Origin of the sequence: Streptococcus mitis, from assembly GCF_946190335.1 — a bacterium.
Classification (GTDB): Bacteria; Bacillota; Bacilli; order Lactobacillales; family Streptococcaceae; genus Streptococcus; species Streptococcus mitis_CH.
Map to the genome: position 1 here is coordinate 99,779 of NZ_CAMHZN010000005.1, position 24,161 is coordinate 123,939.

Here is a 24,161-nt window from a genome sequence, read left to right on the forward strand (position 1 = left end):
ATGAATAGCAAAGTACAATTTCGGATTTTCACCATTGTTGATTTGGACAAGGAAGAAGAATATTTACATGAGATGCATTTGAAAGGTTGGAGGTATAGAACTAGTCGTTTTGGTTTGTTCTATTTTGACCAATGTCAACCAGACGATGTCATCTACTGTATCTATGATTCTAGATTTCTTAAAAAATATAAGCATGAACTGCAAGATTTTAGAAATAGAGGTTGGGAATTGATAGGAGCAGGTTCTTGTTCGATTCTTCGTAAACCAGCTTATGATATACTTTCAGAGGATCAAGTCTATATGAGTACGGGGCTCAGATGGGAAGTTATGCGAAATAGACTTCGTTCATGTACAGTTGCTTTCTCAGGCGGTCTTGTTGTTTGTATGAGTTCGTTTAGAGAAGATCTTTCTATGTCTTTCTTCGTTATTTTTCTTTTATATGCTTTTCTGATTTCTTATTTAATTCTTGGTTATTTTAGACTTAAAAGGGTATACCGAGTAGATAAACAGTAAGGTTCTAGGTCTTCAGACTGATTTTTAGCACTCTTGGTAAAAGAGTGCTAATTTTTTGAGTTTTTATCTTGACATTCTCTTTTAAGGGTGTATAATAGAATCATAAGTTAGCACTTGAGTGTATCAAGTGCTAATCGATCAGACAGAGAGGAGTGATGAGGTGGTTACAGAGCGTCAGCAGGATATTTTAAATCTGATTATTGACATCTTTACCAAAACGCACGAACCTGTCGGATCCAAAGCCTTGCAAGAGTCTATTAACTCTAGCAGTGCAACCATTCGTAATGACATGGCGGCTCTAGAAAAGCAAGGTTTGCTTGAGAAGGCTCATACTTCAAGTGGTCGGATGCCAAGTGTTGCTGGTTTTCAGTACTATGTGAAACACTCACTGGATTTTGACCGACTGGCTGAAAATGAGGTTTATGAGATTGTCAAAGCCTTTGATCAGGAATTCTTCAAATTGGAGGATATTCTGCAAGAGGCTGCTAATCTACTGACAGACCTGAGTGGCTGTACGGTAGTGGCACTGGATGTTGAGCCCAGCAGGCAACGTTTGACAGCTTTTGATATCGTTGTTTTGGGGCAACATACAGCCTTGGCAGTATTTACCCTAGACGAGTCACGAACGGTTACCAGTCAGTTTCTGATTCCAAGGAACTTTTTGCAGGAGGATTTGCTGAAACTGAAGAGCATCATTCAGGAACGTTTCCTCGGCCACACCGTTCTAGATATTCACTACAAGATTCGGACGGAGATTCCGCAGATTATCCAGCGTTACTTTACAACGACGGATAATGTGATTGATCTCTTTGAACACATTTTTAAGGAAATGTTCAACGAAAACATCGTGGTGGCGGGCAAGGTCAATCTCTTGAATTTTGCTAATCTGGCAGCTTATCAGTTCTTTGATCAACCGCAAAAGGTAGCTCTGGAGATTCGTGAGGGGTTGCGTGAAGATCAGATGCAAAATGTCCGTGTTGCAGACAGTCAAGAGTCCTGTCTAGCAGACCTAGCGGTGATTAGTAGCAAGTTTCTCATTCCTTATCGGGGAGTTGGAATTCTAGCAATTATCGGTCCTGTTAATCTGGATTATCAGCAGCTAATCAACCAAGTCAACGTAGTCAACCGTGTTTTGACCATGAAGTTGACAGATTTTTACCGCTACCTCAGCAGTAATCATTACGAAGTACATTAAGATTGAAATCATTAAAGGAGGCGAAAATGGCCCAAGATATAAAAAATGAAGAAGTAGAAGAAGTTCAAGAAGAGGAAGTTGTGGAAACGGTAGAAGAAACAACTCCTGAGAAATCTGAGTTGGACTTGGCAAATGAACGTGCAGATGAGTTCGAAAACAAATACCTTCGCGCTCATGCAGAAATGCAAAATATCCAACGCCGTGCCAATGAAGAACGTCAAAACTTGCAACGTTATCGTAGCCAGGACTTGGCAAAAGCGATTCTTCCTTCTTTGGATAACCTTGAGCGTGCACTCGCAGTTGAAGGCTTGACAGATGATGTGAAGAAGGGCTTGGAAATGGTGCAAGAAAGCTTGATTCATGCTTTGAAAGAAGAAGGAATCGAAGAAATCGCAGCTGACGGTGAATTTGACCATAACTACCATATGGCCATCCAAACTCTCCCAGCAGACGATGAACACCCAGCAGATACCATCGCCCAAGTTTTCCAAAAAGGCTACAAACTCCATGACCGCATCCTACGCCCAGCCATGGTAGTGGTTTATAATTAGGAAAGAGGACAGAATGTTTAATTATAAAGATTTTTTAGAACAGATACAAGAATTTGTTGAGCAAGACGATCGTCATGGCTGGAATGGAAACAATATTGATTGGGATGGCTTTAGAAACCTTTATGGTGATGAAGTGTTAAGCTTTTATGGAATTGAAAATAATAACTCAGAAGATAATAAAGATGAGTTGTTAAACGATATTGGAGTTCCAGATGGTTTTTGGAATGAGTTTATTAATTTGGAATTTCCAGAAGAATTTAAAATGTATAGTGAAAAATAATAAATAAATCAAAGTGAGGAAAAAATAATGAGCAAAATTATCGGTATTGACTTAGGTACAACAAACTCAGCAGTTGCAGTTCTTGAAGGAACTGAAAGCAAAATCATCGCAAACCCAGAAGGAAACCGCACAACTCCATCTGTAGTCTCATTCAAAAACGGCGAAATCATCGTTGGTGATGCTGCAAAACGTCAAGCAGTTACAAACCCAGATACAGTTATCTCTATCAAATCTAAGATGGGAACTTCTGAAAAAGTTTCTGCTAACGGAAAAGAATACACTCCACAAGAAATCTCAGCAATGATTCTTCAATATTTGAAAGGTTATGCTGAAGACTACCTTGGCGAAAAAGTAACGAAAGCAGTTATTACAGTTCCAGCTTACTTTAACGATGCTCAACGTCAAGCAACTAAAGACGCTGGTAAAATCGCTGGTCTTGAAGTAGAACGTATTGTCAACGAACCAACTGCAGCCGCTCTTGCTTACGGTTTGGACAAGACTGATAAAGAAGAAAAAATCTTGGTATTCGACCTTGGTGGTGGTACATTCGACGTCTCTATCCTTGAATTGGGTGACGGTGTCTTCGATGTATTGTCAACTGCAGGGGATAACAAACTTGGTGGTGACGACTTTGACCAAAAAATCATTGACCACTTGGTAGCAGAATTCAAGAAAGAAAACGGTATTGACTTGTCTACTGACAAGATGGCAATGCAACGTTTGAAAGATGCAGCTGAAAAAGCGAAGAAAGACCTTTCTGGTGTAACTTCAACTCAAATCAGCTTGCCATTTATCACTGCAGGTGAGGCTGGACCTCTTCACTTGGAAATGACTTTGACTCGTGCTAAATTTGACGATTTGACTCGTGACCTTGTAGAACGTACAAAAGTTCCAGTTCGTCAAGCCCTTTCAGATGCAGGTTTGAGCTTGTCAGAAATCGACGAAGTTATCCTTGTTGGTGGTTCAACTCGTATCCCAGCCGTTGTAGAAGCTGTTAAAGCTGAAACTGGTAAAGAACCAAACAAATCAGTAAACCCTGACGAAGTAGTTGCTATGGGTGCTGCAATCCAAGGTGGTGTCATTACTGGTGATGTCAAAGACGTTGTCCTTCTTGACGTAACACCATTGTCACTCGGTATCGAAACAATGGGTGGTGTCTTCACAAAACTCATCGACCGTAACACAACAATTCCAACATCTAAATCACAAGTCTTCTCAACAGCAGCAGACAACCAACCAGCCGTTGATATCCATGTTCTTCAAGGTGAACGCCCAATGGCAGCAGATAACAAGACTCTTGGACGTTTCCAATTGACAGATATCCCAGCTGCACCTCGTGGAATTCCTCAAATCGAAGTAACATTTGACATCGACAAGAACGGTATCGTGTCTGTTAAGGCCAAAGACCTTGGAACTCAAAAAGAACAAACAATTGTCATCCAATCAAACTCAGGCTTGACTGACGAAGAAATTGACCGCATGATGAAAGATGCAGAAGCTAACGCTGAAGCAGATAAGAAACGTAAAGAAGAAGTTGACCTTCGTAACGAAGTAGACCAAGCAATCTTTGCGACTGAAAAGACAATCAAGGAAACTGAAGGCAAAGGCTTCGACGCAGAACGTGACGCTGCCCAAGCTGCCCTTGATGACCTTAAGAAAGCGCAAGAAGACAACAACTTGGAAGATATGAAAGCAAAACTTGAAGTATTGAACGAAAAAGCTCAAGGACTTGCTGTCAAACTCTACGAACAAGCCGCAGCAGCACAACAAGCTCAAGCAGGAGCAGAAGGTGCACAAGCAACAGGAAATGCAGGCGATGACGTCGTAGACGGAGAGTTTACGGAAAAATAAGATGCAAAGCCCGTTAAAACCTCACAGTGAAAATAGGAAATCTGACGCAGAAACTTTAGTTTCTAGGAAGATTTGTCTTTTTCACCAAGAGGTTAGGGAGTGCTCGATTTAGCATTACTAGTTTGATTTTTAAAACTCGAACGACGTAATGATAGGAAGAAATCCAGAGGTTGCAACCCAGCCTCTGTTTTTCGATAAAATAGAGGATGTTGCGTATGAAAAAAGTACTTTGTGTCATTTATCCTAATTTTTCTCTTTATGAGATAACCACTTTAACAAGTACTTTAGCCCTGTCTTTTGATATCACGATTGATTATGTAGCTTCTGAGAATTCGATGGTGGTCTCTGAGGATGGTTTGCCCTGTCAACCCACGAAAACATTGGGTCAAGTACGTATAGAAGAGTATTCTTGTGTGATTTTGCCAGGAATGGTAAATATAGGTCCTGCTCTACAAGATGAGAAATTGATCTCGTTTTTGAGAAGTCTTAATGAGCAAGATATCCTAATTGCAGCTATTTCTTCAGCGCCTCTTTTATTGGCGAAAGCAGGCTTGTTGAACGACACGAAATTTACAGGTGGAATTTGGCAAAACTTCTTTGACTATTTTGAATTTCTTCCACGTGAGAATTTCCAACCGAAAGTTCTTGTCCAAGATAAACAAATCATTACGGCTATCGGTTTTGCACATCAAGAGTTTGCAAGAAAAGTGATTTTCGGTTTAGGGTTGGCAGAGAATACGGACAACTATTTTAAAGAACAGAACGAGTATGCTGAAGAGGATTTGATATTTACTCTATCAGATGAAGAGTTTAATCAAGTGAAGCAGAGTATAGAAAACAGCCTCTAAAGATTTACATGAAAATTATAGAAAGGAATAAGGGTGTTCAGGGAATTGAACACGGGCTACGGACTGTGCCAAAAAGATAGTTTTTTCTAGGACGCAAGCGTCCGTCGTCAAAACCCCTATTTTGGCTGTGTCCGTTTGACGCCCTTTGTATCTTGAATTATGAACAATACTGAATTTTATGATCGTCTGGGGGTGTCCAAAAACGCTTCTGCAGACGAGATCAAAAAGGCTTATCGTAAGCTTTCGAAAAAATATCACCCAGATATCAATAAGGAGCCTGGTGCTGAGGAAAAGTACAAGGAAGTTCAGGAAGCTTATGAGACTTTGAGTGACGACCAAAAACGTTCTGCCTATGACCAATACGGTGCTGCTGGAGCCAACGGTGGTTTTGGTGGAGCTGGTGGTTTCGGCGGTTTCGATGGGGCAGGAGGCTTCGGTGGTTTTGAAGATATCTTCTCAAGTTTCTTCGGAGGAGGCGGTGCTTCACGCAATCCAAATGCTCCTCGTCAGGGGGATGACCTCCAATACCGTGTGAATTTGACCTTTGAAGAAGCTATTTTTGGAGCTGAAAAAGAGGTTAAGTACAATCGTGAAGCAAGCTGTAGTACATGTAATGGCTCAGGTGCTAAACCAGGAACAAGTCCAGTCACTTGTGGACGCTGTCATGGAGCTGGTGTCATTAACGTTGATACACAAACTCCTCTTGGTATGATGCGTCGTCAAGTAACCTGTGATGTCTGTCATGGTCGCGGAAAAGAAATCAAAGATCCATGTACAACTTGTCACGGAACAGGTCATGAAAAACAAGCCCATAGTGTACATGTCAAAATCCCTGCTGGTGTGGAAACTGGTCAACAAATTCGCCTAGCAGGCCAAGGTGAAGCAGGCTTTAACGGTGGACCTTATGGTGACTTGTATGTAGTAGTTTCTGTGGAAGCTAGCGACAAATTTGAACGTGAAGGAACGACTATCTTCTACAATCTCAATCTCAACTTTGTCCAAGCAGCTCTTGGTGATACCGTTGATATCCCAACTGTTCATGGTGATGTTGAATTGGTTATCCCAGAGGGAACTCAGACTGGTAAGAAATTCCGTCTACGTGGTAAGGGAGCTCCGAGTCTTCGTGGTGGTGCAGTTGGTGACCAATATGTTACCGTTAATGTCGTAACACCGATAGGCTTGAACGAACGCCAAAAAGCAGCCTTGAAAGAATTCGCAGCTGCAGGTGATTTAAAAGTTAATCCAAAGAAAAAAGGCTTTTTTGACCATATTAAAGATGCCTTTGAAGGAGAATAAAGTAAAAAGAGCCGAGTGGCTCTTTTACTTATCTTCGATTTCCTGTGTTTCTTTTATCACAGCTAGTCTAGTCTGGATATCTTTTTCCAAGACCTTAAACTTGTAAGTCAGGTCTTCTTGATATTCCTTGATGAGTTCTTTTTGTTGGTCGATGATTTGTAGGCTGTTTTGGATAATATCCACATCGTCCTTGATAGCTTGAACGCGGTCAGTGGTATTCAAGACTTCATCTGTGATGGTTTGACGATTTTTTGTGACCAGATAACTTCCAGCTGCAGCTCCTGCAAATAGCAGTAGATTGGATAATTTCATAGCAACTCCTTAGGCGTTTTTGATGGTTTCAGCGACTTGAGCAAGTTTGTCAAAGTCTGGTTCGTGGGCGATAAAATCAATCTTGAGGTCATCGTCCGCACTGTAGCGAGGTACGAGGTGAACGTGGGTATGAAAGACTGTTTGTCCTGCGATTTCTTCACAGTTGGCAATGATATTCATGCCAGCAGCCTTGGTAGCTTTCATGACTTTTTGAGCTACTTTTGGTACTTGGGCAAAGAGTTGGCTGGCGCTAGTAGCATCCATTTCTAAAAGATTGCGATAGTGTTCCTTTGGCACGACCAAGGTGTGCCCTGGTGTCACTTGAGAGATATCAAGAAAGGCAAGAACCTGCTCATCTTCATATACTTTTGAAGCAGGAATTTCCCCTGCGATGATTTTACAAAAAATGCAATCTGACATAAAATCTACCTCTACTGTATTGAATTTTGATATAATATAGCTACATTATACCAGATTTGGAGAAAATATGTTAGAAATTAAAAACCTGACAGGTGGCTATGTCCATGTCCCTGTCTTGAAAGATGTGTCCTTTACTGTTGAAAGTGGGCAGCTGGTCGGTCTGATTGGCCTCAATGGTGCTGGTAAATCGACGACGATCAATGAGATTATCGGTTTGTTGACACCTTATAGCGGTTCTATCAATATCAATGGCTTGACCCTGCAAGAAGATGCAACGAGCTACCGCAAGCAAATTGGCTACATTCCTGAGACACCTAGCTTGTATGAGGAATTGACCCTCAGAGAGCATATCGAAACGGTTGCCATGGCTTATGGTATTGAGCAGAAAGTGGCTTTTGAGAGAGTAGAGCCCTTGTTAAAAATGTTCCGTCTGGACCAGAAATTGGACTGGTTCCCTGTTCATTTTTCAAAAGGGATGAAGCAAAAGGTCATGATTATCTGTGCTTTTGTGGTGGATCCGAGTCTCTTTATCGTGGATGAGCCCTTCCTTGGTCTTGATCCGCTGGCTATTTCTGACTTGATTCAGCTTTTGGAAGTGGAAAAGCAAAAGGGCAAGTCCATTCTCATGAGTACTCACGTGCTGGATTCGGCGGAGAAGATGTGTGATGCCTTTGTCATTCTCCACAAGGGTGAGGTGCGTGCTAAGGGAAATCTTCTGCAACTGCGCGAAGCCTTTGATATGTCTGAGGCTAGTTTGAATGATATTTACTTGGCTCTGACCAAAGAGGAGGAGCTATGAAAGACTTGTTTTTAAAGAGAAAGCAGGCTTTTCGTAAGGAGTGTGTCGGTTATCTGCGCTATGTTCTCAATGACCACTTTGTCTTGTTCCTGCTTGTCCTGCTGGGCTTTTTAGCCTACCAGTACAGTCAACTCTTACAACATTTTCCTGAAAATCATTGGCCTATCCTTTTGTTTGTAGGAATTACGTCTGTTTTACTGTTGCTTTGGGGAGGAATTGCCACCTATATGGAGGCTCCAGACAAGCTCTTTCTCTTGGTCGGAGAAGAGGAAATCAAACTCCATCTCAAGCGTCAAACTGGCATTTCCCTAGTCTTTTGGCTCTTTGTGCAGACCCTTTTCTTGCTGTTATTTGCTCCTTTATTTTTGGCAATGGGCTATGGCTTGCCTGTTTTTCTGGTCTATGTGCTTTTATTGGGAGTAGGTAAATATTTCCTCTTTCGTCAAAAGGCCAACAAATTTTTCACTGAAACTGGACTGGACTGGGACTATGTCATTTCCCAAGAAAGCAAGCGTAAGCAAGTCTTGCTTCGTTTCTTTGCCCTCTTTACCCATGTCAAGGGAATTTCAAACAGCGTCAAGCGTCGTGCCTATCTGGACTTTATCCTAAAGGCTGTTCAGAAGGTGCCTGGGAAGATTTGGCAAAATCTCTATCTGCGTTCTTATCTGCGAAATGGAGATCTCTTTGCCCTCAGTCTCCGTCTTCTCTTGCTTTCCGTTCTGGCGCAGGTCTTTATCGAGCAAGCTTGGATTGCGACAGCGGTGGTGGTTCTCTTTAACTACCTCCTGCTCTTCCAGTTACTGGCCCTCTATCATGCCTTTGACTACCAGTACTTGACCCAACTCTTTCCATTGGACAAGGGGAAAAAGGAAAAAGGCTTGCAGGCAGTGGTCAGAGGATTGACCAGTTTGGTCTTAGTAGTGGAATTAGTTGTTGGGTTGATTACCTTCCAAGAAAAACTAGCCCTTCTAGCCTTGATGGGTGCAGGTTTGGTTTTACTAGTCTTGTACCTACCTTATCAGGTAAAACGTCAGATGCAGGACTAACATTGCCTATATGACACTAAAAAAGAAGTTGAGTTCACTCTAGCTCAGCTTCTTTTATTTTCTACAGGATAATGGTTGGTCCGTAGAGGCTCAATTTGGTCTTGACCTGGTCAAAGTGGAAGCGGTCATAGGCCCGCCAAGCGGCGCGAGTAGGAGCATCTGGATCAAGAGCGCTGAGTCCCATGAGAAGACTGGAAGTCTGGTAAAATTTTTCCAGTTCAATCAAGACTCGATTATCCACTGCCTCAGCCTTGGCTAGAAAGCCAAGAATAGAGTTTAATTGCTCCTGAAAGCGGACGTCGTCAGCGGTTGCCTGTTTGCATACTTGGTAGGCTTTGTTTAAGTCAGTAATCAAAGTCTGAGCTCTTTTGATGGGGTCTGTATCTGTCATGAGAATTCCTCCTTTAATCTGGGTGCTAGTCTTGGTTCTAGCAACTGTATTTTGATACTGTCAGTTTATCACTTTTATCTCCTTTTTTGCCTACAAATCTTTAATTGTTCTTGAAATTTCCTGAATGGTACTGTTAAGATTTTATGATAAAATAGTTGTAAGATTATCATGCTTATTTGAGGAACAAGATACCCTTCAGGAGAGTTAAAGGCCTGTTTAGGATTTGGTGGGCTTGTATCATAGTATTTTTGCTATTCTCTTTTTAGGAAGAAATCGAAACAAGGAGAGTAAGAAGATGAGAATATTTGTTTTAGAAGATGATTTTTCCCAACAGACTAGGATTGAAACGACGATTGAAAAACTTTTGAAGGAACATCATATCACTCCCAGTTCTTTTAAAGTTTTTGGTAAGCCAGACCAACTGTTGGCTGAGGTGCATGAGAAGGGGGCCCATCAGCTATTCTTTTTGGACATTGAGATTCGAAATGAGGAGATGAAGGGTCTGGAAGTGGCTAGAAAGATTCGGGATCGGGATCCTTATGCCCTGATTGTCTTTGTGACAACTCACTCGGAGTTTATGCCTCTGTCCTTTCGCTACCAAGTGTCTGCTTTGGACTACATTGATAAGGCCTTGTCGGCAGAGGAGTTTGAATCTCGGATCGAGACAGCCCTCCTCTATGCCAATAGTCAAGACAGTAAGAGTCTGGCGGAAGATTGCTTTTACTTTAAATCAAAATTTGCCCAATTTCAGTATCCTTTTAAAGAGGTTTATTATCTTGAAACATCGCCCAGAGCCCATCGTGTTATTCTCTATACCAAGACGGACAGGCTGGAATTTACAGCGAGTTTGGAGGAGGTTTTCAAGCAGGAGCCTCGCCTCTTGCAGTGCCACCGCTCTTTTCTCATCAATCCTGCCAATGTGGTGCGTTTGGATAAGAAAGAAAAACTCCTTTTCTTTCCCAATGGTGGGAGCTGTCTGATCGCGCGTTATAAGGTCAGGGAAGTGTCTGAAGCTATCAATAACTTACATTGAGTTAGGAGAGCTTATGTATAATATTTGGATTATATTGTATACACTAGTTATTATTGGGCTAGAAATTATCATGTTCTTTAAGGTAGATGGAATTGGTCTAACTTTTGAGAGAATTTTTAAGGCCTTTCTTCTGAAATTTCTTCTAGCAGCAATTGTTACAACTTTTAATTATTTAGTCTTGACTGACTATCTGTCATACTTTATAGAACCCTTGTTCGGCCTCAGCTTGTCTTTCTTATTGTTAAGAGGACTTTCTAAAAGACTCCTTTTCTTTTATGGTCTCTTTCCAATTGTATTGATGGATATCTTTTACAGAAGTGTCTCCTATTTTGTGTTTCCGTTTTTTGGGCAAGGGATTGTAGATGGAGATGGAAATCCTGTCTTTTTGTTGATTATGCTATTCGTTTGCTTCATAGTTTTAGTCTTTTTGAAATGGTTGGACTATGATTTCACTAACTTGAGAAAGGAGATTCTAGATAAAGCTTTTCAAAAGTCCCTAACTAAGATTAACTGGATAATGGGGGCTTACTATCTAGTGATGCAAAGTCTGTCTTTCTTTGAATATGAACAAGGTATTCAATCAAGGACTGTTCGCCATCTGATCCTAGTGTTTTACTTGCTCTTTTTTATGGGGATTATCAAGAAGCTGGATACCTATTTGAAGGACAAACTCCATGAGAGACTAGACCAAGAGCAGGCCTTGCGCTACAGAGATATGGAACGCTATAGTCGGCATATAGAGGAACTTTACAAGGAAGTCCGGAGTTTTCGCCATGACTACACCAACCTCTTGACCAGTTTACGTCTGGGCATTGAAGAGGAGGATATGGAGCAGATAAAAGAGGTCTACGACTCCGTCTTAAAGGATTCCAGTGAAAAATTGCAGGACAATAAATATGACCTTGGACGATTGGTAAATGTTCGTGACCGTGCCCTCAAAAGTCTTCTAGCAGGGAAATTTCTAAAAGCCAGAGATAAGAACATTGTCTTTAATGTCGAAGTTCCTGAGGAGATTCAGGTTGAGGGGATGAGCCTGCTTGATTTTCTAACCATTGTGTCTATCCTTTGTGACAATGCTATTGAAGCTAGTGTAGAGGCCAGTCAACCTCATGTTTCAATCGCCTTTTTAAAAAATGGAGCACAGGAGACCTTTATCATTGAAAATTCCATTAAAGAAGAGGGCATAGATATTTCTGAAATCTTCTCCTTTGGAGCCAGTTCTAAAGGGGAGGAGAGAGGAGTTGGTCTCTATACCGTCATGAAAATTGTGGAAAGCCATCCGAATACCAGTCTCAATACCACCTGCCAAAATCACGTTTTTCGTCAGGTTTTAACAGTTCACTCGATGTCAGTTGATGATTAGAAGATTTGTGGAAAGAAGTACTGCCTGTAGTCATCAATTAAAATGCCATAGTATATGAGGTGCCCTATATGAATAAGAAATCCTTTTTTATCATCTGTTCTACGTTGATTATAGCATCGAATCTTCTCATGATTTCCGTGGTGAACAAGGGAGAAGAAACAGGGAGCAATCTGTTTGTGATTGCTATAGCCTGTGTTATGTTACCATCATTCTTATATGCGGTTGAGAACCGAATGGCTTCTTTAATTCGGACAGGGTCAGTAGCTTTACTCTTATTGACAGTATTGTCTTTAGTCCGTCTTGTCAACAGAATAGAGAGTACGCCTGAAATTCTCAACATTATCATTACTCTTCTGGTTTTAGCAGGTGGGACAGCCTGTATCCTTGTTGCAATCATGAGAATCTATCAGAACAGACGAAAGTGAGGGTGAATAGTTTTCGATTTTAGGTCTTTACGTTGTTAAATTCTCCTAGGGCAAGTATGTTTTTCATGCTTGCTTTTAAATTTTTTAACAATTAAAGATGTTTTGATGACCATTCGTGATTTGGATGGAAAATTTTAAAAAATAGTAGTATACTAACCTTATTAAGGTTGTAATAGGACGAAAGTAAAAAGAGGTATTCCTCGTGAATGCAAAAACAATGTTACAATTGGCTATTATGGTTGCTTAAAGGCTTGAGCCTGTAAGTAGAGGAACTGTACTTGGAGGTAATTATGGATTTCAAAAGTTTTCTTATTGTTTTTGTTGTTGGTATGTTTGTTTCTTTTATTACTTCTTTAATTAGGGAAAAATTTTTAAAATCTCCAAAGAAGAATAAAGATAGATCTAATTAGATAAAAAGATTTTTTATCGCTAGTTTAATCTACAGTGGAGTTTCTTTAATATTGTTTCGCCTGTTAAAATGATATGTGATAGCAGGATAAAAAATCTACAAATTAAGTTGGTATCAATAAGGTGTAAAGGGCAAGTATGTTTTTCATGCTTGCTTTTTTTAATTTTTTACAATTCAAGATGTTTTGATGACCATTTATGATGTGAGTGATCCAAGGTCAAAATGAGTGCTATACTAGCAGTGTAAAGGTTGAAGTTCAACTAAGATAAAGCATACATTTAGGAGGAAATTTTATGAAGAAAAAAATACTGATTATTTTCGTTCTGTATCTGATCATGTCTATCCTTCTTTATCCGATTAGGGAGAGTATTTGGTATCATCTATTTTATACCATAGCCTATATGATTGCGGTTGTGATCTATTTTGCTTTAACTAAAAAGAAAGGAGCAAAGAAATGAAAACTTTTCTTGCTAAAAAACGGAACGTCTTCCTTGCGAGACTGTTCCTAGGTCAGTTGCCCTTACTTGTCTCTACTTATCTATTTCTATCTCGTCAGTTTTTAAATTTTTCCTTGGTTTTCCAATTTCTTTTAGTGGTTCTTAACTTGGCTTCGATTTTAGTTACTGTTTACCTCACTAGGGAGATGAGGATAAGAGAGTTTGAAGATGATGATTTGGTTAGTCCTAGAACCAATCAACTCATGTTCATCGGCTTGACAGGTTTTATGTCTATTATTTGTTTGTATAGAGGTATCACAGCAGGAGAATTCTATCAACAATTAATTGCCTATATTGGCGCTATTCTCTGCTTGCTTATCATGCTTCTACTCATTTGGGGTTTGAAGTATTATAAAAAGTAGGGAAGAACTTTCTTCTTAATCTGCGACTAGTATATAGTCTGGCAAGAGGAGGTTATCATGTATAAACACTTATTTTTCCTAGATTCCAAAACCTTAGACTGGTTGACACCCTATATTCTAGTCTTGGCTTCTGACACCATTGCCTTTAACGTTTTTGTGCTAACCTTTGTATCTGCGGTGGTCTTTAATTCCCTAAATTCCATGCTAGCTTTAATGGCTATATTCTTAGGAGGTGGTTATGTGGTCGGATTTTGGTTACTCAAATGGTTTGTTTTGGAAAGGTTAGAGCTTAAGGATGACTTGTAGGGAAGTTTGTTTGTTGAGGAGGATAGTTTTATGGCCATTTTCAATAAGTGCCATGCCTTATTTTTGGGATTTTTAGTATTTGCAATCGTGGGTGCAGTGGGATATTCCGTCAATCAAGGGGATTATTTTCAACACCAGTACACATTCATTATGATAAAGAGTCTCTTGCTTTTCCTTAGTTTTAGCTATGCGAAATGGTTTGATATGATTTCTTTTGGGATGTTAAGTAAGAAACAACTCTTGCTGTTTATTGGAATCTTTCTTCTCACAGTGCTGGTAAATATAGGCTATCATGCCTTTTTCTCAGTTGCTTCTGGTGCTTCGACTCAACACCTTGAGGAAACGAGTAAGGGACTTTCGCTTTCCTTTATTGTCAGTGCCACAATTTTGGGACCAATTCAGGAGGAACTCATGTTTAGAGGACTTCTTCAAGGTGCATTTTTTGACAATTCTTGGTTAGGACTTGTGTTGACTTCCTCTCTCTTTTCTTTCATGCACGGTCCTTATGATGTGCCTTCGTTTTTCTATTATCTACTGGGGGGCTTGTTGCTGGGCTTTGCTTATAAAAAGAGCCAAAATTTGTGGGTCTCTACTCTAGTCCATATGTTTTACAACAGTTTGCCACTCTTATATTATTTATAAAAATTATGAAAAGGTAAGTAGGAGATTGTGCTTACCTTTTTCTTTCTATAATGATAACCCAAACGACCCCAGAGGCTTTTCTTTGAGAATCGGGTGTTGAGCGGTTGACGAATAGGCCAAAAACTAGTAGAATAGTAAGGAAACTTTATACGGAGGAAAGAAATGGATTTGGGTGATAATGAGCTAACACTGACTCCCATACCTGGGAAAAGTGGCAAAGCTTATATGGGTAGCTATCCTGATGGAAAGCGCATCTTTGTAAAAATGAACACCTCTCCAATCCTACCTGGTTTAGCTAGAGAACAAATTGCTCCACAATTATTATGGAGTCGCCGTTTGGCAGATGGGCGTGATATGTGTGCTCAAGAATGGTTGACAGGCAAGATATTGACCCCCTATGATATGAATCGTAAACAAATCGTCAATATTTTAACCCGTCTTCATCGCTCACGTCCGTTGATGACACAGTTGAGTCGTTTGGGATATGCCATGGAAACACCTGTAGATTTACTACAGTCTTGGCAGGAAACGGCTCCAGATGCTTTGCGTAAAAATCATTTTATCAGTGAAGTGATGGCTGATTTACGTCAGACTATTCCAGGATTTAGAGAGGACCATGCGACCATTGTCCATGGAGATGTACGACATAGTAATTGGATTGAGACAGATAGTGGCTTAATTTATTTGGTAGATTGGGATTCGGTTCGCTTGACCGATCGCATGTTTGATGTGGCCCATATGCTCTGCCATTATATTCCAGAACATCAGTGGAAGGAATGGTTGACCTACTACGGTTACAAGTATAATCAAACGGTATTAAGTAAATTGTATTGGTACGGTCAATTGTCTTATTTGAGCCAGATTTCCAAGTATTATATGAACCAAGATTTAGAAAATGTCAATCGGGAGATTCATGGCTTGCGTCACTTCCGAGACAAGTATGGAAAGAGAAGATGAGAGTTAGAAATCGTAAAGGGGCGACAGAATTACTAGAGGCAAATCCCCAGTATGTGGTCCTCAATCCCTTGGAAGCCAAGGGGAAATGGCGGGACTTGTTTGGCAATGACAACCCCATTCATGTGGAAGTTGGAAGTGGAAAGGGTGCCTTTGTTTCAGGTATGGCCAAACAAAATCCTGACATCAACTATATCGGGATTGATATTCAAAAGTCTGTTTTGAGCTACGCTTTGGACAAGGTGCTTGAAGTTGGAGTACCTAATATTAAGCTCTTGTGGGTAGATGGTTCTGACTTGACTGACTACTTTGAAGACGGTGAGATTGATCGTTTGTATCTGAACTTTTCAGATCCATGGCCTAAAAAACGCCATGAAAAGCGTCGTTTGACCTACAAGACCTTCTTGGATACCTTCAAACGTATCTTGCCTGAAAATGGAGAAATTCATTTCAAGACGGATAACCGTGGCTTGTTTGAGTACAGCCTAGTGAGCTTTTCTCAGTATGATATGAAGCTCAATGGTGTCTGGCTTGATTTACATGCCAGTGATTTTGAAGGCAATGTCATGACAGAATACGAGCAAAAATTCTCCAACAAGGGTCAAGTTATCTACCGAGTTGAGGCAGAATTTTAAGAAATATCCTGAAATCAGGCTGTATAAGTGCTTTTGCTTTACATAAGTTGGCAAACGTGCTATACTAAGAGCAAGAATATGAAAAGTGAGGCGGGGAAATATCTTCGCCTCTTGCTTATGAGGAGGTGGACGCAATCGCAACAATCGTAGAATTAGTCAGAGAAGTTGTAGAACCTGTCATAGAAGCTCCTTTCGAACTCGTGGATATCGAGTATGGAAAGATTGGCAGTGACATGATTCTCAGTATTTTTGTAGATAAACCTGAAGGAATTACCTTGAACGACACGGCAGACTTGACAGAAATTATCAGTCCTGTCCTAGACACCATCAAGCCAGATCCCTTCCCAGAACAATATTTCCTAGAAATCACCAGTCCAGGCTTGGAACGTCCTTTGAAAACCAAGGATGCCGTCGCTGGAGCAGTTGGGAAATACATCCATGTCGGGCTCTACCAAGCCATCGATAAGCAAAAGGTCTTTGAAGGAACCTTGTTGGCCTTCGAAGAGGACGAGTTGACCATGGAATATATGGACAAGACGCGTAAGAAAACTGTCCAAATTCCATACAGTTTAGTATCAAAAGCACGTTTAGCAGTTAAATTATAGAAAAAGAAAGGATAGCTTTTGAGGATTCAAAAGTGAAGAAAACATGAGTAAAGAAATGCTAGAGGCCTTCCGCATTTTGGAAGAAGACAAGGGAATCAAAAAAGAAGACATCATCGACGCAGTAGTAGAGTCGCTTCGTTCCGCTTATCGCAGACGCTATGGTCAATCAGACAGCGTAGCTATTGACTTCAACGAAAAAACAGGTGACTTTACCGTTTATACTGTCCGTGAAGTTGTTGATGAGGTATTTGATAGCCGTTTGGAAATCAGCTTGAAAGATGCTCTTGCCATTAATTCAGCCTATGAACTTGGTGACAAAATCAAGTTTGAAGAAGCACCTGCTGAGTTTGGTCGTGTAGCAGCTCAATCTGCCAAACAAACCATCATGGAAAAAATGCGCAAGCAAACACGTGCCATCACTTATAATACTTACAAAGAACATGAGCAAGAAATCATGTCTGGTACAGTAGAACGCTTTGACAACCGCTTTATCTATGTCAACCTTGGTAGCATCGAAGCCCAATTGTCAAAACAAGACCAAATTCCTGGTGAAGTTTTTGCTTCTCATGATCGTATCGAAGTCTATGTCTACAAGGTTGAAGACAACCCTCGCGGTGTCAACGTCTTTGTTAGCCGTAGCCATCCAGAAATGATCAAACGTTTGATGGAGCAAGAAATTCCTGAAGTTTATGATGGAACTGTTGAAATCATGAGCGTGGCTCGTGAAGCTGGTGACCGTACTAAGGTTGCAGTTCGTAGCCATAATCCAAACGTGGACGCTATCGGTACAATCGTTGGACGTGGTGGTGCTAATATCAAGAAGATTACTAGCAAGTTCCACCCAGCTCGCTACGATGCCAAGAGCGACCGTATGGTCCCAATCGAAGAAAATATCGACGTTATCGAGTGGGTAGCAGATCCAGCTGAATTTATCTACAATGCCATCGCTCCTGCTGAAGTTGACCAAGTTATCTTTGATGAAAACGACAGCAAACGTGCCTTGGTGGTTGTTCCTGATAACAAGCTTTCTCTTGCCATCGGTCGTCGTGGGCAAAACGTTCGCTTGGCAGCTCACTTGACTGGTTACCGTATCGATATCAAGTCTGCTAGCGAATTTGAAGCCATGGAAGAAGCTGCTTCGGTAGATTTGGAAGCAGAAAACGATACTGTAGAAGAATAAAAGCTGCTAGAGGAGGGAAAGATGAAAACGAGAAAAATCCCTTTGCGCAAGTCTGTTGTGTCCAATGAAGTGATTGATAAGCGTGATTTGCTCCGCATTGTCAAGAACAAAGAAGGACAAGTCTTTATCGATCCGACAGGCAAGGCCAATGGCCGCGGCGCTTATATCAAGCTAGACAATAAAGAAGCCCTAGAGGCGAAAAAGAAGAAGGTCTTTAACCGTAGCTTTGACATGGAAGTAGAAGAAAGCTTTTATGACGAGTTGATCGCTTATGTGGATCACAAAGTGAAAAGAAGAGAGTTAGGACTTGAATAAGCAAAAGATAAGCAATCTCTTGGGACTTGCTCAGAGAGCAGGGCGGATTATATCGGGTGAAGAATTGGTGGTCAAGGCCATTCAAGATGGCAAGGCCAAGTTGGTCTTTCTAGCCCATGATGCTGGACCCAATCTGACCAAGAAGATTCAAGATAAAAGTCATTATTATCAAGTAGAAATTGTAACCGTGTTTTCAACACTGGAATTAAGCATAGCAGTCGGAAAATCGAGAAAGGTTTTGGCTGTAACAGATGCTGGATTTACAAAGAAAATGAGGTCTCTTATGGAATAGAAGAGGAGGACATGATTTGTCTAAGAAAAGATTGTACGAAATCGCAAAAGAACTTGGAAAAGAAAGTAAAGAAGTTGTAGCGCGTGCAAAAGAGTTGGGCTTGGATGTGAAAAGCCACTCATCAAGTGTGGAAGAAGCTGTCGCTGCAAAAATCGCTGCCAGCTTTAAGCCTGCAGCTGCTCCGAAAGCAGAAGCAAAACCTGCAACACCAAAAGCAAGTGTAGAAAAGAAAGCCGGAAAATCTGAGCCAGCTAAACCAGCTGTAGCTAAGGAAGAGGCAAAACCTGCTGAGTCAGTCGCTCCGAAGGCCGAAAAAGTAGCAGCTAAACCGCAAAGCCGTAATTTTAAGGCTGAGCGTGAAGCCCGTGCCAAAGAGCAGGCAGAACGACGCAAGCAAAACAAGGGCAATAACCGTGACCAACAACAAAACGGAAACCGTCAGAAAAACGACGGCCGTAATGGTGGAAAACAAGGTCAAGGCAAGCGCGATAATCGTCGTTTTAACGACCAAGCTAAGAAACAGCAAGGTCAGCAAAATCGTGGCAATGAGCGCCGTCAGCAACAAGACTTCCAGCCAAAACAAGCTGGACCACGTGTTGACTTTAAGGCCCGTGCAGCAGCCCTAAAAGCAGAACAAAATGCAGAATATGCCCGTTCAAGTGAGGAACGTTTCAAGCAGACTCAGGCTGCCAAAGAAGCCTTGGCCCAAGCTAATAAACGCAAGGAGCCAGAGGAAATCTTTGAAGAAGTTGCTAAGTTAGCTGAACAAGCGCAACAAGTTCAAGCAGTGGTTGAACCAGCTCCTGTAGCTAAAGAAGCACCAGTGGATACACGTCGTAAAAAACAAGCTCGACCAGACAAAGAACGTGATGATTATGATCACGAAGAAGATGGTCCTAGAAAACAACAAAAGAATCGAAGTAGTCAAAATCAAGTGAGAAATCAAAGAAATAGTAATTGGAATAACAACAAAAAGAACAAAAAAGGCAATAACAAGAACAACCGCAATCAGGCTCCAAAACCTGTTACAGAACGTAAATTCCATGAATTGCCAACAGAATTTGAATATACAGATGGTATGACCGTTGCGGAAATCGCAAAACGTATCAAACGTGAACCAGCTGAAATCGTTAAGAAACTCTTTATGATGGGTGTCATGGCCACACAAAACCAATCTTTGGATGGGGAAACAATTGAACTCCTCATGGTGGATTATGGTATCGAAGCCAAACAAAAGGTTGAAGTGGACAATGCCGACATCGAACGTTTCTTTGTCGAAGATGGTTATCTCAATGAAGATGAATTGGTTGAGCGTCCACCAGTTGTAACCATCATGGGACACGTTGACCACGGTAAAACAACACTCCTAGATACCCTTCGTAACTCTCGTGTTGCTACAGGTGAAGCAGGTGGTATCACTCAGCATATCGGTGCCTACCAAATCGTGGAAAATGGTAAGAAGATTACCTTCCTTGATACACCAGGACACGCGGCCTTTACATCAATGCGTGCGCGTGGTGCATCTGTTACCGATATTACTATCTTGGTCGTAGCGGCAGATGACGGGGTTATGCCTCAGACAATTGAAGCCATCAACCACTCAAAAGCGGCCAACGTTCCAATCATCGTAGCCATCAACAAGATTGATAAACCAGGTGCTAACCCAGAACGCGTTATCGGTGAATTGGCAGAGCATGGTGTTATGTCAACAGCTTGGGGTGGAGATTCTGAATTTGTTGAAATCTCAGCTAAATTCAACCAAAATATCGAAGAATTGTTGGAAACAGTCCTTCTTGTGGCTGAAATCCAAGAGCTTAAGGCAGACCCAACAGTTCGTGCGATCGGTACGGTTATCGAAGCGCGCTTGGATAAAGGAAAAGGTGCGGTCGCAACCCTTCTTGTTCAACAAGGTACCTTGAATGTCCAAGACCCAATCGTTGTCGGAAATACCTTCGGTCGTGTCCGTGCTATGACCAACGACCTTGGTCGTCGCGTTAAAGTTGCTGGACCATCAACACCAGTTTCAATCACAGGTTTGAACGAAGCACCGATGGCGGGTGACCACTTCGCTGTTTACGAGGATGAAAAATCTGCGCGTGCAGCCGGTGAAGAACGTGCCAAACGTGCCCTCATGAAACAACGTCAAGCTACCCAACGTGTCAGCCTTGAAAACCTCTTTGATACCCTTAAAGCTGGTGAACTCAAGTCTGTTAACGTTATCATCAAGGCCGATGTACAAGGTTCTGTTGAAGCCCTTTCTGCCTCACTTCAAAAAATCGATGTTGAAGGTGTCAAAGTTACCATCGTTCACTCTGCAGTCGGTGCTATCAACGAATCAGACGTAACACTTGCCGAAGCTTCAAATGCCTTTATTGTTGGTTTCAACGTACGCCCTACACCACAAGCTCGTCAACAAGCAGAAGCTGATGATGTAGAAATCCGTCTCCACAGCATTATCTACAAGGTTATCGAAGAGATGGAAGAAGCCATGAAAGGGATGCTTGATCCAGAATTCGAAGAAAAAGTTATCGGTGAAGCAGTTATTCGTGAAACCTTCAAGGTGTCTAAAGTGGGAACTATCGGTGGATTCATGGTTATCAACGGTAAGGTTACCCGTGACTCTAAGGTTCGTGTTATCCGTGATGGTGTCGTTATCTATGACGGTGAACTTGCAAGCTTGAAACACTACAAAGACGACGTGAAAGAAGTTACAAACGGCCGTGAAGGTGGATTGATGATTGATGGCTACAATGATATCAAGATGGATGATGTGATTGAGGCTTATGTCATGGAAGAAATCAAGAGATAAGATTTTTGCTCCTTTCTTAGGTGGGGAGGGACGCAAGCAAACCGATGGTTTCATTGCTTATTTTTGAGCCTAGGGTCTCAAAAATCCCCTGTGATGAGACTGATAAATCAGTTCCATCACTTTCACCACGGCGAAAGAAGCAGATGATTTCAAATTGAACTTCGTTTCAATTTGAAATGAAAATCAAGAAGTTTAAAAATAGCTAGGTCTGCTGGCCTAGCTTTTGGTTCAAAGTAGAGAAAGGAATATCATGGCAAATCATTTCCGTACGGACCGTGTGGGCATGGAAATCAAGCGTGAAGTCAATGAGATTTTGCAAAAGAAAGTCCGTGATCCGCGTGTCCAAGGTGTGACCATCACAGATGTTCAGATGCTAGGTGACTTGTCTGTTGCCAAGGTTTACTACACCATTTTGAGTAACCTTGCTTCAGATAATCAAAAAGCTCAAATCGGGCTTGAAAAAGCAACTGGGACCATCAAACGTGAACTTGGTCGCAATTTGAAATTGTACAAAATCCCAGATTTGACCTTCGTCAAAGACGAGTCCATCGAGTATGGAAACAAGATTGACGAGATGCTACGCAATCTGGATAAGAACTAAGAAGAGGGGGAACCCTCTTTTTTGGTGGAGGAAAAGTCAATAAAACATGCTGTCGGAATCTTTCCAGAGTTAAACATTATTAAAAAGCTTTATAAAATTCAACTTATATGATGTTATAGGGATTAGAAAGAGTAAATTTCACAGAAATGGTCAGTAAGACTGGTATCGTCAATATTTTAAAGTGTAGTTAAACGAGGGAAGATAATATGGGCCTTATAAAAATTCTAGCTAAAACTTACGGGAATTACTTTTTGACCATGCAAGGTGTAAAAGTAATGAAAACGATAAAGAAAGATGACAATGTCGTTGTCGGTCTGGGGAAACTTTTTATTGCAGACAAGTTAATGGATACGGCTCGGTGGCTCATCAAGGCAGAGGATAAAAAATGAAATTTTTCTGGGCAATTCTTGCCATTCTTTTTATTAAACCGATTATTGGGATTTTGAAATTCTTTTGGATGATTATCTCTTTTGCAGTTCAATTGCTGTTTTACAAGATAGTGTTTAAGATATTGGATTGGCTCTTTAAACTTATTTAGATAGTAATTCAAGTCGCAGATAACTAGCAGGAACTCCACTGCTAGTTTTTTAATCTCTTTCCTTGTGGTATAATAAAAGCAGTAAAATCATTTTAGAACATTCAATGGAGGTCGTCATGGATAATATCATCGATGTGTCAATTCCCGTTGCAGAAGTGGTGGATAAGCATCCAGAAGTCTTGGAAATTCTAGTTGAGCTTGGTTTTAAACCTCTTGCCAATCCCTTGATGCGCAATACAGTTGGTCGTAAAGTATCACTCAAACAGGGTTCTAAGCTTGAAGGAACTCCTATGGACAAGATTGTCCGCACACTGGAAGCTAATGGCTACGAAGTGATTGGATTAGACTAATGGCAGATGAACGGATTCATGTCCTACGGGATATTTTGTTAGAATTGCATAATGGCGCCTCTCCTGAGTCGGTTCAGGAGCGTTTTGATACGACCTTTGCGGGTGTCTCAGCCATAGAGATTTCTCTCATGGAGCACGAGCTGATGAACTCAGACTCAGGTGTCACCTTTGAAGATGTCATGGAACTCTGCGATGTCCATGCCAATCTTTTTAAAAATGCTATTAAAGGTGTCGAAGTAGAGGATACTGAGCATCCAGGTCACCCAGTTCGGATTTTCAAAGAAGAAAATCTGGCCCTCCGTGCAGCTTTGATTCGCATTCGGAGATTGTTAGATACCTATGAGTCTATGGAAGATGAGGAAATGCTGGCGGAGATGCGTAAGGGTTTGGTGCGTCAGATGGGACTTGTGGGGCAATTTGACATCCACTACCAGCGTAAGGAAGAACTTTTCTTTCCTATCATGGAGCGCTATGGACACGATTCACCTCCAAAAGTTATGTGGGGAGTGGATGACCAGATTAGGGAACTCTTTCAAATAGCTCTAACGACAGCTGAGTCACTGCCAGAAGTGTCGATTAGCAGTGTAAAAGAAACTTTTGAAGCCTTTGCGACAGAGTTTGAAAGTATGATTTTCAAGGAAGAGTCCATCCTTCTCATGATTCTCCTTGAATCCTTTACTCAGGATGATTGGCTTCAGATTGCGGAGGAGAGCGATGCCTATGGCTATGCCATCATCCGTCCGTCTGAGAAATGGGTGCCAGAACGTCAGAGTTTTATTGAGGAAAAGAGTGAAGAGGAGCCTGTACAACTAGATACGGCAGAGGGACAAGTTCAGCAGGTTATCGATACGCCAGAAGGACAGTTTACCATTACCTTTACCCCTAAGGAAAGGGAAGCAGTGCTGGACCGCCATAGTCAACAGGCTTTTGGTAATGGCTATCTCTCGGTCGAGCAGGCCAATCTCATCCTCAATCACCTCCCTATGGAGATTACCTTTGTCAATAAAGACGATATTTTCCAGTATTACAATGACAATACACCAGCTGATGAGATGATTTTCAAACGGACGCCGTCCCAAGTTGGGCGCAATGTTGAACTCTGTCATCCACCTAAGTACTTGGACAAGGTCAAGACCATTATGAAGGGGCTTCGTGAGGGAAGCAAAGACAAGTATGAAATGTGGTTCAAGTCTGAGTCGCGAGGTAAGTTTGTCCACATCACCTACGCAGCAGTGCACGATGAAGAGGGAGAATTCCAAGGTGTGCTGGAGTATGTTCAGGATATTCAGCCCTACCGTGAGATTGATACGGACTATTTCCGTGGATTAGAATAAGGAGAAAAA

At 41.4% G+C, this 24,161-nt stretch carries 30 protein-coding genes; 27 read left to right on the top strand and 3 right to left on the bottom strand.

What is annotated here, in order from left to right:
- The 7 genes from N8O43_RS08015 (at nt 1) to dnaJ (ending at nt 6,534) form a co-directional block, all read left to right on the top strand.
- Nucleotides 1-513 (top strand): DUF2812 domain-containing protein, encoded by a 513-nt coding sequence (locus tag N8O43_RS08015; protein ID WP_261089990.1) that lies wholly within the window; start codon nt 1-3, stop codon nt 511-513.
- A 160-nt stretch (nt 514-673) separates the two neighbouring features.
- Nucleotides 674-1,708 (top strand): heat-inducible transcriptional repressor HrcA, encoded by a 1,035-nt coding sequence (gene hrcA, locus N8O43_RS08020; protein ID WP_000255759.1) that lies wholly within the window; start codon nt 674-676, stop codon nt 1,706-1,708.
- 26 nt (nt 1,709-1,734) lie between these two features.
- Entirely contained in the window at nt 1,735-2,259 is a 525-nt protein-coding gene (gene grpE, locus N8O43_RS08025) for a nucleotide exchange factor GrpE (protein WP_000046038.1), read from the top strand.
- A gap of 13 nt (nt 2,260-2,272) precedes the next feature.
- Complete coding sequence (locus tag N8O43_RS08030) at nt 2,273-2,539, top strand: hypothetical protein (RefSeq protein ID WP_224219132.1); 267 nt, start codon at nt 2,273-2,275, stop codon at nt 2,537-2,539.
- A gap of 27 nt (nt 2,540-2,566) precedes the next feature.
- Nucleotides 2,567-4,390, top strand: coding sequence for a molecular chaperone DnaK (dnaK, locus tag N8O43_RS08035; RefSeq protein ID WP_064276242.1), 1,824 nt, complete (start codon nt 2,567-2,569; stop codon nt 4,388-4,390).
- A 215-nt stretch (nt 4,391-4,605) separates the two neighbouring features.
- A complete protein-coding gene (locus N8O43_RS08040; RefSeq protein ID WP_261089989.1) occupies nt 4,606-5,238 on the top strand; it encodes a DJ-1/PfpI family protein in 633 nt (210 codons plus the stop codon).
- Nucleotides 5,239-5,397: 159 nt separating this feature from the next.
- Entirely contained in the window at nt 5,398-6,534 is a 1,137-nt protein-coding gene (gene dnaJ / locus N8O43_RS08045) for a molecular chaperone DnaJ (protein ID WP_261089988.1), read from the top strand.
- A gap of 24 nt (nt 6,535-6,558) precedes the next feature.
- Here dnaJ and N8O43_RS08050 read toward each other — a convergent pair whose 3' ends face one another.
- Both N8O43_RS08050 and N8O43_RS08055 read right to left on the bottom strand, forming a co-directional pair.
- Nucleotides 6,559-6,846 (bottom strand): hypothetical protein, encoded by a 288-nt coding sequence (locus N8O43_RS08050; RefSeq protein WP_000777754.1) that lies wholly within the window; start codon nt 6,844-6,846, stop codon nt 6,559-6,561.
- Between the two features lie 9 nt (nt 6,847-6,855).
- On the bottom strand, nt 6,856-7,266 hold the full coding sequence (locus N8O43_RS08055) for an HIT family protein (protein WP_001278317.1): 411 nt from the start codon (nt 7,264-7,266) through the stop codon (nt 6,856-6,858).
- 67 nt (nt 7,267-7,333) lie between these two features.
- Here N8O43_RS08055 and N8O43_RS08060 point away from each other — a divergent pair, with 67 nt between their 5' ends.
- Both N8O43_RS08060 and N8O43_RS08065 read left to right on the top strand, forming a co-directional pair.
- On the top strand, nt 7,334-8,065 hold the full coding sequence (locus N8O43_RS08060) for an ABC transporter ATP-binding protein (RefSeq protein ID WP_261089987.1): 732 nt from the start codon (nt 7,334-7,336) through the stop codon (nt 8,063-8,065).
- Nucleotides 8,062-9,111, top strand: coding sequence for an ABC transporter permease (locus N8O43_RS08065; RefSeq protein WP_261089986.1), 1,050 nt, complete (start codon nt 8,062-8,064; stop codon nt 9,109-9,111). The genes N8O43_RS08060 and N8O43_RS08065 overlap by 4 nt, the downstream gene beginning before the upstream one ends.
- 61 nt (nt 9,112-9,172) lie before the next feature.
- Here N8O43_RS08065 and N8O43_RS08070 read toward each other — a convergent pair whose 3' ends face one another.
- Nucleotides 9,173-9,502 (bottom strand): helicase BlpT, encoded by a 330-nt coding sequence (locus N8O43_RS08070; RefSeq protein WP_261089984.1) that lies wholly within the window; start codon nt 9,500-9,502, stop codon nt 9,173-9,175.
- Nucleotides 9,503-9,797: 295 nt separating this feature from the next.
- Between N8O43_RS08070 and N8O43_RS08075 the strand changes: the two genes are divergently transcribed.
- From N8O43_RS08075 to N8O43_RS08160, 18 genes are all read left to right on the top strand, one after another.
- A complete protein-coding gene (locus tag N8O43_RS08075) occupies nt 9,798-10,535 on the top strand; it encodes a response regulator transcription factor (protein WP_077804715.1) in 738 nt (245 codons plus the stop codon).
- A 13-nt stretch (nt 10,536-10,548) separates the two neighbouring features.
- The gene (locus N8O43_RS08080) at nt 10,549-11,898 is read left to right on the top strand and encodes a sensor histidine kinase (RefSeq protein ID WP_261089983.1); all 1,350 of its coding nucleotides are present in this window, start codon (nt 10,549-10,551) and stop codon (nt 11,896-11,898) included.
- A gap of 128 nt (nt 11,899-12,026) precedes the next feature.
- Nucleotides 12,027-12,323 (top strand): hypothetical protein, encoded by a 297-nt coding sequence (locus N8O43_RS08085; protein WP_390899113.1) that lies wholly within the window; start codon nt 12,027-12,029, stop codon nt 12,321-12,323.
- 290 nt (nt 12,324-12,613) lie between these two features.
- Nucleotides 12,614-12,733: a PncF family bacteriocin immunity protein gene (locus N8O43_RS08090; RefSeq protein ID WP_004269601.1), complete on the top strand. Its 120-nt coding sequence runs from the start codon at nt 12,614-12,616 to the stop codon at nt 12,731-12,733.
- 453 nt (nt 12,734-13,186) lie between these two features.
- Nucleotides 13,187-13,591: an immunity protein gene (locus tag N8O43_RS08095; protein WP_261089981.1), complete on the top strand. Its 405-nt coding sequence runs from the start codon at nt 13,187-13,189 to the stop codon at nt 13,589-13,591.
- Nucleotides 13,592-13,648: 57 nt separating this feature from the next.
- Entirely contained in the window at nt 13,649-13,897 is a 249-nt protein-coding gene (blpZ, locus tag N8O43_RS08100) for an immunity protein BlpZ (RefSeq protein WP_261089980.1), read from the top strand.
- A 30-nt stretch (nt 13,898-13,927) separates the two neighbouring features.
- Nucleotides 13,928-14,539 carry a CPBP family intramembrane glutamic endopeptidase gene (locus N8O43_RS08105; RefSeq protein WP_261089979.1) on the top strand — a complete coding sequence of 204 codons (612 nt, stop codon included), beginning with the start codon at nt 13,928-13,930 and terminating at the stop codon, nt 14,537-14,539.
- 162 nt (nt 14,540-14,701) lie between these two features.
- On the top strand, nt 14,702-15,496 hold the full coding sequence (gene ccrZ / locus N8O43_RS08110; RefSeq protein ID WP_016399198.1) for a cell cycle regulator CcrZ: 795 nt from the start codon (nt 14,702-14,704) through the stop codon (nt 15,494-15,496).
- The gene (gene trmB, locus N8O43_RS08115; RefSeq protein ID WP_261065721.1) at nt 15,493-16,128 is read left to right on the top strand and encodes a tRNA (guanosine(46)-N7)-methyltransferase TrmB; all 636 of its coding nucleotides are present in this window, start codon (nt 15,493-15,495) and stop codon (nt 16,126-16,128) included. Before ccrZ ends, trmB begins: the two co-directional genes overlap by 4 nt.
- A gap of 125 nt (nt 16,129-16,253) precedes the next feature.
- Nucleotides 16,254-16,733 (top strand): ribosome maturation factor RimP, encoded by a 480-nt coding sequence (gene rimP / locus N8O43_RS08120; protein ID WP_001808691.1) that lies wholly within the window; start codon nt 16,254-16,256, stop codon nt 16,731-16,733.
- Between the two features lie 43 nt (nt 16,734-16,776).
- The gene (gene nusA, locus N8O43_RS08125; RefSeq protein ID WP_000032283.1) at nt 16,777-17,913 is read left to right on the top strand and encodes a transcription termination factor NusA; all 1,137 of its coding nucleotides are present in this window, start codon (nt 16,777-16,779) and stop codon (nt 17,911-17,913) included.
- Nucleotides 17,914-17,934: 21 nt separating this feature from the next.
- A complete protein-coding gene (gene rnpM / locus N8O43_RS08130; protein WP_000857567.1) occupies nt 17,935-18,228 on the top strand; it encodes an RNase P modulator RnpM in 294 nt (97 codons plus the stop codon).
- The gene (locus N8O43_RS08135; protein WP_001041390.1) at nt 18,221-18,520 is read left to right on the top strand and encodes a YlxQ-related RNA-binding protein; all 300 of its coding nucleotides are present in this window, start codon (nt 18,221-18,223) and stop codon (nt 18,518-18,520) included. The genes rnpM and N8O43_RS08135 overlap by 8 nt, the downstream gene beginning before the upstream one ends.
- Before the next feature lie 16 nt (nt 18,521-18,536).
- The gene (gene infB, locus N8O43_RS08140) at nt 18,537-21,329 is read left to right on the top strand and encodes a translation initiation factor IF-2 (RefSeq protein ID WP_261089978.1); all 2,793 of its coding nucleotides are present in this window, start codon (nt 18,537-18,539) and stop codon (nt 21,327-21,329) included.
- Nucleotides 21,330-21,579: 250 nt separating this feature from the next.
- Complete coding sequence (gene rbfA / locus N8O43_RS08145) at nt 21,580-21,930, top strand: 30S ribosome-binding factor RbfA (RefSeq protein ID WP_001273601.1); 351 nt, start codon at nt 21,580-21,582, stop codon at nt 21,928-21,930.
- Between the two features lie 206 nt (nt 21,931-22,136).
- Complete coding sequence (locus N8O43_RS08150) at nt 22,137-22,319, top strand: hypothetical protein (protein ID WP_261089976.1); 183 nt, start codon at nt 22,137-22,139, stop codon at nt 22,317-22,319.
- A gap of 265 nt (nt 22,320-22,584) precedes the next feature.
- Nucleotides 22,585-22,818, top strand: a complete 234-nt coding sequence (locus N8O43_RS08155) for a DUF1858 domain-containing protein (RefSeq protein WP_000368739.1) — start codon at nt 22,585-22,587, stop codon at nt 22,816-22,818.
- Nucleotides 22,818-24,152: a DUF438 domain-containing protein gene (locus tag N8O43_RS08160; protein ID WP_261089974.1), complete on the top strand. Its 1,335-nt coding sequence runs from the start codon at nt 22,818-22,820 to the stop codon at nt 24,150-24,152. The genes N8O43_RS08155 and N8O43_RS08160 overlap by 1 nt, the downstream gene beginning before the upstream one ends.
- The last annotated feature ends 9 nt before the right edge of the window (nt 24,153-24,161 follow it).